This window comes from Leptotrichia sp. oral taxon 879 str. F0557, from assembly GCF_000469385.1.
GTDB lineage: Bacteria > Fusobacteriota > Fusobacteriia > Fusobacteriales > Leptotrichiaceae > Leptotrichia > Leptotrichia mesophila.
The window spans coordinates 1-9,140 of record NZ_KI271315.1; the positions used below are offsets into that span (position 1 = coordinate 1).

Below are 9,140 nucleotides of genomic sequence, written 5' to 3' on the forward strand. Positions count from 1 at the left end.
GCCTTGAAATGAAAAAGTCTACCAGAACGATACTGTTTAATTTGTTGCAATATATTATACAATCTATGTTTATAAAAAATAATTTTAAAGAAAAAATCACAGATAACTAAATAACTATGATTTCAAATTTTTTATTAAAATAAACTGCTAGGAGTTTTTGTTTTCGTTGTTAGTAATATCAATTCCTTGTCTATTATTTTATATACTAACAACCAATCAGATGTTATACAGCACTCACGATATCCTAAATATTTGTCTTTTAAAGCATAATCTTTATTTTTTACAGACAATTTTTCACTATTAATCAATATTTTAACTACTTTTTCAAGTAATTTTAGATTATACCCACGTTTTTTTATTAATTTTAAATCTTTAGAAAACCTATTTGTATATTTTAAATTATACTTATTCATCTTCATCTTTCAAAATATCCTCTATCATTTCTCTAGCACTATGATAAGACTTACTCAAATTCTTACCTTGCTCTACATCTTTCATAGCTTGATAAACTTTTTCTTTATATTTTGGTTGTCCAACATAAAAAGGTATTCTCTGCTCTCTTACTGCTTGTTTCAAGAATATATTTATTGCAGTAGTTAAACTCATTCCCATATCTTTAAATAATTCTTGTGCTTCTTTCTTTGTTTTGGCATCTATTTTTATACTTGTACTAACCGTTGGCATAAAAAAATCACACCTTTGAATATTTTATAAAAAAACATTACCATATAATAATCAGTAGTATTTATTTTTCATCCAACTTCATTATCATAACAACAAATCCATCTTCAGAAATAAAATCATCTACTTTTTCAAATCCAAACGTTCTATAAAAATTTATAAGTTTTTCAGAATTTTCACATTCTAGCCAAACATAACGTGCCGTCATTATTTTTTTTACTTCCAGCAATAAATTGAATCCAAATGAGAGCAAGTCTTTTCCTTTTATTTGTTCTTCTTTTGCTAAATTATAGTTCTTTCCTAATTGTCCAATTAAGTAACTATTTACAGCTAAATGTCCATTTTCAAGTATTTGTCCACTTTGCATTAATTTTTTCTTTCGGCTATTACTTAATTTTTCAAATCGTTCTTTGGATAAAATTAAACTTTTATTTGACAACGATAAATAACCAACTAATTTTTTATTGTTAAATACTAAATGAGTTGTTGAAACAGATTTTTTCTCAAATTCAATTGCTCGGTTATGTAAAAATTTTTCTATATCATTGTTTTCTAAACTTTTAAAATTATTTAAAAATTTATTTTTTATATTTTCTTCTGTATCATATTTTAACAATTCACTCAACGTTATCTTTTCCATCATTTAACCCCAATAATTCCTTTATTTCCTTTTCATCAGTAATTGTTCTTATTTTTACATCTGTTAAATTAGGCTTTCTATCATTCTCTAAGGCTTTTATTAAACCATCAATTTCTTTATCTGTCTTAAATTCTGGTGTTCTAAAAAAACTTATTGTAGCCATAAAAATCACTCCTTTTATTAAAAAAATACCACTATAATAGTGGCTCTGTGGCTGGTGTTCTTACATAACACTTAAACTTTCATTCAGTTACACAGATATACAGTCTAGTCTCCTATCTGCAATATAATTGTATAATAAAAAAATATATAAGTCAAGATTTTTAATTTCATAATTTTTACAACAATTTATACAAATTAAATTAATGGTTGCTAATTTTCTCAAAAAAAATTATTTGTATTTCAAAGCCACACTAATTAGAATCAAGAAAATAGTGCCATATTTATAGGGATAGCTTTGCAAAATACTGGGCCTTTATCTCACAGACTATGTCAAAAATACAATCTCGGATAACTCTGTATAAGCCCCATAGAGAACGTTTAAACTTATTTTTGATATTTCCCCTTAAATAACAAAAATAAACTCTTAAATCGGCTCTTACAAGAAAAAAAACTCACTATCTAAATTAACATAGTGAGAAAAAATGATATAATAACTAAATTTAATATTGTTTCTAGTTGGATTTTCTATTTTTAAAATTTACAGATAATGTCGAATTTTTTTATAAAATTAGAGATTTTTTCTTAAAATTTCTTATTGGACTAACGTTGGACTATTTTTTAAATTTAGCCCTTATTTTACTAGGTTTTCTTTAAAAAGGATGTTGATTCTTCAAAACTCCTTTTTAAATATGCTATCACAAGGGTAGCATATTTTTTTATAGCTATTCTTCCTACTAAGCCAAATAATACGGTATTTTGAGATAATTTTTTTTGAATTGCTAAACATTACCATATTTTATTATATTTTTTTAAAAGTTTGGAAAAATAACCATTTACCTTATGCGTTGGTTACCTATTGGTTACCTTTTTTGATATATTCAAAGTATGATTTTTAGACTTTTAAATAATATTTTTATACTACATCCTTTAAAAAATCTATTTTGTTAATGGATTTTTTTAATTCCTGCTCATCTACTTTAATATAATAATCATTTGTTGTGTTTATATTTTCATGTCCTAATATATCTGTTATTTGAACTTCATTTAATTGATATTTACTCATAAAAGTTGCCAATGTTTTTCTGCAATCGTGAGTTTCGTGTTTTTCTATCCCTAATGTTTCAAGTGTTTTATAAAATTTTTCACGAAAATAATTTTCTCGAATTGGCTTATTTTCATTATTTTTTTTCTTAAATACCCAATTCTTATTGTAAAATAAATAATCTGTAGGACTATCTTTATAAAGATTTTCTATGATTGGGTAAATATCATCACGAATTGGGATTTTTCTATTCATTCCTTTTTCTGTCTTATTTCCACCAAATATGATTCCATTTATCAAGTCAACATTCTCTTTTTTTAAATTGACAGCTTCCCCAATTCGCATTCCTGTATAAATCATAATTAAAATGTATTCTACCCAATCAATTTTAATATTATCCCACAATTTTTTAATATCATAGCCAGTAAATATATTTATTTTTTTAGGTTTGTTTTCTTTTGGTAGTTTTATATGTTCCGCTCTATTTGTAGTTAGTATTTCCATTTCTATAGCATATTTATAAAGTACACTTAAAAACCCTTTAGTAATACTTTTTGTTCCTTTGCTACAATTTAAACTATTTATAAGACTTTGTAATTGTGGAGCTTTTATATCCCTAAATATCAGGTTATATAATGGTTTACATCTCTTATAACTGTTTATATAAGATTTAAAAGTTGCCTTAGCAACATTTTTTTCTTGAGCTTCTTTAAATAAATTGAATATTTCCTCAAATGTCATTGTATGTGTTTCTAAATTGTAAGGATTAAATAAATATTCATCTAATTTTTGCTGTGCTTCCTTTTTCGTTTTATACAGTCCTAACGATACTCGTTTTTTTGTTACTGAGTCTGTAACTCGTACCCAGTAAGGTTTATTCTTTTTAGTTTTTGTTATACTACCTCTACCATTTCCTTTCTTAGTTCTATTTTTTGCCATTTCTTCCCCATTCTAAAATCTAGCTATAGGGCAGTATCATTCTACCCTATAATTTTAATATTATTTTTCTTTCATTGCAATATATTTATTTAAAAAAATATCTGTATTAATTCAGAATTTTTCAACTTCAATATCTTTTTCAATAAAAATATTTCTTCCTGTGTAAAAAAATACTTTCCATTTCATTTTTAAAAAACTTATTTATTTTTTTTGAAGAGTGTGATAGAATAAAAGTGCTTACGAGGGGCTTTTGTTAAGTCCTTCCTTTTATTTTTATCAACACTCATTCTACTTTCAACTCCTAACTAATTTACTTAGTAATTTAAAGCATTTTTTCAATGCCCCTGTCTTGATTTATAACTATTTTTTACTTAATTATCCCGTGTATTACCTAACTTATCTGTGTAAATTATCCTTTAAAATTTCATATATAGGTTTCACAATTCTTTACTTTTTCGAATCTTTTAACTCTTTTAGCCTATATTTCCACAAAGGACAATTTTTATAAGGGCAATTTATAACTTTTTGCTTATTGTCATCCCAGCACTCAAGACAATGCTTTTCAATGGACTTCTTCATATCATCTTTTTCATCCATTTTTTCCTCCTTTCTCTGATTTTATTCTGTTTTTATCAGTTTTTTTTCTCCAAATAAAAAATCTCTTCTTATTCATAATTTCTAAATGAATTTTCAAAATATTATGATTAGAAAATAAAGTGCCTAATTCTTTTTTTTTCGCAATTGTCAAATAATTTATTGTTTTTTCTAGTTTTTTTTGTGTTCCAACTTTCTTTAATTCTACATTAGCATTAAATCCTTTGGATTTTTTCCATTCTTGAGTAATTAGTTGTCTTAATTCGTTTATTTTAAAATGTTTATATACTCCTTTTATAACAAACAAAACAATGTGTATATGTGGAAGTGAATCATAATTAGTATACTTTATTTCAGTTACTTTAAAGTATTCTCTCACAATCCTTTTCATAAAGGGTCTATTTAACAACTTTTTCAAATTTTTGTTGTTATCGTCTATTTCTTTTATTATTTTATTTGCTTCAATCTCAACATTATTACCATTTAAAGTTAAGCAAAACACCTAGTACTCTTTCATCAATTCAAAGGCCCTATCTTTAAAATTATAAAATTTAATTGCTTTATTTTTTAAATTACACACAGGACAAGCTGATTTCTTACATCTGAAAATTCTATGAAGCCATTCAGAATGATTATACCAATATAAATACTCATTATAGCAATTTTTTATGTTCAATAATCTCTTTTCTGAAATAACATCTTTAAACTCTTCTTTTTCATATATTTTAATGCCTTTCTCATAATACTCAATATACTTTTCTTCTTTGTTCAATTATTATCATTCTCCTTTCTAAATTCAATTCTCATTTTTTCTACCCCTCCTACTTACAAAAAACATTGTATTTCATTTATAAAAATGTTTTGTTTTTTCTTTTTCTCTATACTACTATTTAATAATAGAGAAAAAAATAATTTTTAACATCTTATAAAGTCTCAAAATATCATTTTTTTTATAAAAAATAATACTACTTACTCTTGTTGTAAACCTATTATACAATTTCTTTTATGATATTTAAACCTAATTTTTTTAATTTTATATTTTTTTAGATGTAAAATTTTAAAATATCATTTTTTGTCAAAAAATGAATAAATTTAGTAAAAATAAATGAAAAGACATCAGAAAATCAATGATATTAAAAAAGATAAAACATCTTATAAGATGTTTAAATGTACAATTTATTATTGTTGATTTTTTATATTTCTATATTTTATAAAAATAGTACTTTTATCATTGTTTTTAACATAATTATATAGTATAATATGTATAACTAATAAAATAAGAGGTATAATATGGATGAAAAAAATAAAGAATATAATGTAGAAATAGGGACTATAATACAAAATCATAGAAAAAATAAGAAAATTACACAAATAAAGCTTGCTGAAAGAGTAGGATTGGGAAAGGTTAGTATTCAGAAGTATGAATCTGGAGAAAGAGCTGTGCCATTTAATGTTTTGGTCAATATTTTTAAAGAGCTGGATATTGATATAGATGTGTTGAAAAAATTTTTTAAAAATGAGGAAATTAGTGATTTTAAAAATATTCTTTCATCTTTACTATTAGGCGAAAAATCAAAAAAAAAATTAAAGCAAATATTACTTTTTATTGATTATTTTGAATCTCTAGGATTTTCATTTTTTATAACAAATACTTTGGATAATGAAAATAACTTAAGGTATGGAACTCTTGAGGATTTTATTAGAAATCCAAAAGTTGTGATAGTTAAAGCTCCAAATAATAATTATTTTAATATTGGCATTAAGGATTTTTTGCGTTTTTTAACTCTGTATTCTACCAATAATATAAAAAATTTGTATAGTTTTTTAGAAATTTATCATTTGGATAGAAGTGATACTATTAATGACCCTTCTGAAATAGATAGAATTCAAGACCTTTTTAGTGAATATCCTTTAACCCAAGAAAGTAATTTTGAAGAAATTTTAGAAAAACTGGATAAAAAAAATAAGGGAGTTTAATTTGGCTCCCTTTTCAGTTTTTATATTTTATTATTTTAATTTCCTTAATAGTATTCTGTATAGTCTTCATCTGAATTTTCTATTTCCGAATTATCAATTGTTTTACCTTCATCAGTTTGAACTTCATTATTTGAATTTTCTTCTTTTCTTTTAGGAGTGGAACTAGCATTATTTTTTATACCATAACCATGATTATTAAGATACTTAATTATAGAACTGTCATAAAATTGTTTTGCTTTATATTGTGAATTTGCATTATTCCAATAAGTACCTTTATAATAACATCCAGCTCCCGTTTCTAAAGCATTATCATTTCCATAAATCGTATCAAATACCTGTCTAATTTGTGTTATTTTTTGTAAATGTTCTCTGTAAGCGTCATCTACTTGAGTATAGGTTACTTCTTCAAAAGATTTAGTTGTACCTGGCATTATTCCGTTATCCACCTTAACAATTTCATTTACTATTTCACAATATTCTTTTCGTAAGTCTTCATAAGAAACTAGGTTACTAATCAAATTTTCAGCATATCCAAGATTTCTTAGAGTAAAGGTTGAACTTTCTCCATTAGATTTTTTGTATTTATATCCTGATTTTACTTCATATTCAATATTATTTTCTGTAGTATTGTTATTATATTTATTAGTTTTATTTTTTAAGTTTTTAACTTTTGAAACTTTTGGATTTTGTTTGCTATATTTAATTATAAAATTAGTCCATTCAAAAATATTAAATACAACAATCAATCCCATTATAATTCCAAAGATTAAATTACGAATATTTGTTTTATCATTCATATTTTTTTATTCCTTTTCTCCATATTTTTATTCCGAAGTAATATTTTCATTTGAATTATTAATATTTGCTTTTTGTTCTAAAATATTTTCCTGTTTTATATTTATATACATTTTAGAAAATAAACTAAATAAAATACCTATAATGATTATGACTTTTTGAATTTTACTAAAATTTGTGTAAGATTTTATTTGAGGGAAAATAACTCTTAAATTCACTATAATTGTGAAAATTAAGAAGACAAATACTGCAAGGACAGGAACTTTGATAAATAAAACTGTTTCTAAAAAACATATTTCTGATAAAAATAAAAAAAGATAATTTATACTTAGAATTTTATTTCTCCTTTTTATATATTGATATATCAATATTGTTAAAATTCCTGGTAATAAAACTAAAATTTTCAAAAAAAGATTTTCTACAAATAAAAACAATATTAGATTAAAACAAGGAATAAAAATTCCCAATAACGAAAACCAAAAATCCTTTTTGTTTCTTGAAAATATTTTAACACATTTAAAACATTTATAAACATTTGTTATCAAAGATATTGCGAATATTGCTCCAGGCATACAAAATCCTATTACTAAAATTAATAACATGTAGTTCAATTTAAAAAATTTATTAATTTCTCCATTAATTCTGAATTTTAAATAAATGATTATCAATATATTTTCAAGTAAAAAGCATACCAACAAATAGAAGATTCCAATAGATATGGCGAATGCTTCATTATAAACATTCTTAACATTCTTATATCCATTTACTACTGGAATTAATATGAGCATACTAACACATATGATTATTGCTATTTTTAACAAAATCATTTTTTCATCTTTTTTTGATAATTTGATAAAAAAATCATTGTTCATAAATTCTCCTTAATTTTATAATTTAATTCTTTTTGCTTAATTTTCTTCTCGATAAGTTATCCTATTTTTTAAAATTTTTCCCAAATATTCACAATAGAAAAAACTTTTTTTGATAATTTTTTTAGAATTTTCAATTGTAAAATTTCTATCTGAAAATAGTATCTCTTGAATATTATCATTACTATCAAAATAGAATATTGCCAATTCACTCCATAAAAATGTATGTTTTACAAGAGTGTTTGAAATTACATCTTCATAATCTTCTTCTTTTATTCCATAATTTACTTCTTCAATTTTTTCAAAATTTAAAAAAATTTTTCTTTGTGAATCGCCTATTTCTAGTTTATCATCAAAAATTTTAGCATAAACATCTTGTTCTTTTTCAAATTCTAATCCTTCAAGATATTTTAATTCATAATAATTATTTTTATTAACTTCATTCATCTTTTTCATAATAAAATCATTTAAAGTATTAAATTTCATTTTAGGTTTTTCAATATTTTTAATTATAAAAAACCAAATAATAAACGTTATGATAAATAAAAAATTCATTAAAAACTCCTTTCCTTAAATATATTAATAATTTGTTGCTTAGTAATTATAATTTTTTTAAATGCTTTATTGTTTGTTTTACAGTATATAAAAATAATGCTAATACCAAAACATCGATTATCCATAAAAAAATATTCATCTGAGCTTCGCTGCTATACGGAAGATTTTTAAGTATTTCAAATCCAATGGAAGACATAACATTTAATAATAAGGCGTCAATAAAAACTAATAAAACATACATCCCTACACTTAGTATTGAATTGTCTTCTTCATTTTTATTTTCACTATAATATTGCTTTAACATTTCTTTTCTTTCAATTTCAGATTTAGTACCTTTTTCTTCTTGATTTTCATTGTAGTATTGTTCCAATATTTTTCTTTTATCCATTTTCTCACTCTCCTATTAATCTAAATTTTTTTATTTAATGTAAAATTGTATTCTAAATAAATTATCATCTCCATTCTGTTTATAATTTTACCATTCAGCAATCAATTATTAAAAAAAATATCCAAAAACTCAACATCACTCAATCCATACTCCTTCCTAATAAACTTCATTTCTTCAATAGTAAAATTACTACTTCCATTGATTTTTCGTGAAAATGCTGAAGGAGTTATTTTTAGCTTGTGTGCCAATGTTTTGTTGTTGTCTTCGTGTAAACTCATTTTTGATTTTAAAAGATTCTTTTTCATTTTAAATCTCTCGTCTTTTGCTAATTGGTAAAATAATTATACCATAAATTAAAAGTTTGTCAAGACAACTTCAATTAAATTGATAGAATATCAATTATATGATTAAATTTATTGATTTTAAAGTAGAATTATTATGAAAAATTTAGGAAAATAATGGAGTTATTCTATTCTTGTACAATATCTGCTATTTTAT

At 23.2% G+C, this 9,140-nt stretch carries 13 protein-coding genes; 1 reads left to right on the forward strand and 12 read right to left on the reverse strand.

The features are described from left to right. Positions 1-134 precede the first annotated feature (134 nt). The 8 genes from HMPREF1552_RS04685 to HMPREF1552_RS04715 form a co-directional block, all read right to left on the reverse strand. On the reverse strand, positions 135-419 hold the full coding sequence (locus HMPREF1552_RS04685; RefSeq protein ID WP_021743946.1) for a type II toxin-antitoxin system YafQ family toxin: 285 nt from the start codon (positions 417-419) through the stop codon (positions 135-137). After that, positions 406-684, reverse strand: a complete 279-nt coding sequence (locus HMPREF1552_RS04690) for a type II toxin-antitoxin system RelB/DinJ family antitoxin (RefSeq protein WP_021743947.1) — start codon at positions 682-684, stop codon at positions 406-408. The genes HMPREF1552_RS04685 and HMPREF1552_RS04690 overlap by 14 nt, the downstream gene beginning before the upstream one ends. A 61-nt stretch (positions 685-745) precedes the next feature. Then, positions 746-1,324, reverse strand: coding sequence for a hypothetical protein (locus HMPREF1552_RS04695; RefSeq protein WP_039901187.1), 579 nt, complete (start codon positions 1,322-1,324; stop codon positions 746-748). Next, entirely contained in the window at positions 1,299-1,484 is a 186-nt protein-coding gene (locus tag HMPREF1552_RS04700; protein ID WP_021743949.1) for a hypothetical protein, read from the reverse strand. The genes HMPREF1552_RS04695 and HMPREF1552_RS04700 overlap by 26 nt, the downstream gene beginning before the upstream one ends. 912 nt (positions 1,485-2,396) lie before the next feature. Next, positions 2,397-3,464 carry a site-specific integrase gene (locus tag HMPREF1552_RS04705; protein WP_021743950.1) on the reverse strand — a complete coding sequence of 356 codons (1,068 nt, stop codon included), beginning with the start codon at positions 3,462-3,464 and terminating at the stop codon, positions 2,397-2,399. A gap of 447 nt (positions 3,465-3,911) precedes the next feature. Beyond that, positions 3,912-4,061, reverse strand: coding sequence for a hypothetical protein (locus tag HMPREF1552_RS12525; RefSeq protein WP_021743951.1), 150 nt, complete (start codon positions 4,059-4,061; stop codon positions 3,912-3,914). Continuing rightward, positions 4,054-4,560, reverse strand: coding sequence for a hypothetical protein (locus tag HMPREF1552_RS04710; RefSeq protein WP_021743952.1), 507 nt, complete (start codon positions 4,558-4,560; stop codon positions 4,054-4,056). The genes HMPREF1552_RS12525 and HMPREF1552_RS04710 overlap by 8 nt, the downstream gene beginning before the upstream one ends. Further along, complete coding sequence (locus HMPREF1552_RS04715) at positions 4,561-4,830, reverse strand: hypothetical protein (protein WP_021743953.1); 270 nt, start codon at positions 4,828-4,830, stop codon at positions 4,561-4,563. It abuts the gene before it with no gap. 518 nt (positions 4,831-5,348) lie between these two features. On the opposite strand from HMPREF1552_RS04715, the gene HMPREF1552_RS11585 reads away from it, so the two are divergent. Further along, positions 5,349-6,035, forward strand: coding sequence for a helix-turn-helix domain-containing protein (locus tag HMPREF1552_RS11585; protein WP_021743954.1), 687 nt, complete (start codon positions 5,349-5,351; stop codon positions 6,033-6,035). 44 nt (positions 6,036-6,079) lie between these two features. Here HMPREF1552_RS11585 and HMPREF1552_RS11590 read toward each other — a convergent pair whose 3' ends face one another. The 4 genes from HMPREF1552_RS11590 to HMPREF1552_RS04745 all read right to left on the reverse strand — a co-directional run bounded on the left by HMPREF1552_RS11590 (position 6,080) and on the right by HMPREF1552_RS04745 (position 8,947). Beyond that, on the reverse strand, positions 6,080-6,832 hold the full coding sequence (locus HMPREF1552_RS11590; RefSeq protein ID WP_021743955.1) for a hypothetical protein: 753 nt from the start codon (positions 6,830-6,832) through the stop codon (positions 6,080-6,082). Between the two features lie 906 nt (positions 6,833-7,738). Further along, on the reverse strand, positions 7,739-8,254 hold the full coding sequence (locus tag HMPREF1552_RS04735) for a hypothetical protein (RefSeq protein ID WP_021743957.1): 516 nt from the start codon (positions 8,252-8,254) through the stop codon (positions 7,739-7,741). Between the two features lie 46 nt (positions 8,255-8,300). Next, on the reverse strand, positions 8,301-8,642 hold the full coding sequence (locus tag HMPREF1552_RS04740) for a hypothetical protein (protein ID WP_021743958.1): 342 nt from the start codon (positions 8,640-8,642) through the stop codon (positions 8,301-8,303). Positions 8,643-8,743: 101 nt separating this feature from the next. Beyond that, positions 8,744-8,947 (reverse strand): helix-turn-helix domain-containing protein, encoded by a 204-nt coding sequence (locus HMPREF1552_RS04745; RefSeq protein ID WP_021743959.1) that lies wholly within the window; start codon positions 8,945-8,947, stop codon positions 8,744-8,746. Between the last annotated feature and the right edge of the window lie 193 nt (positions 8,948-9,140).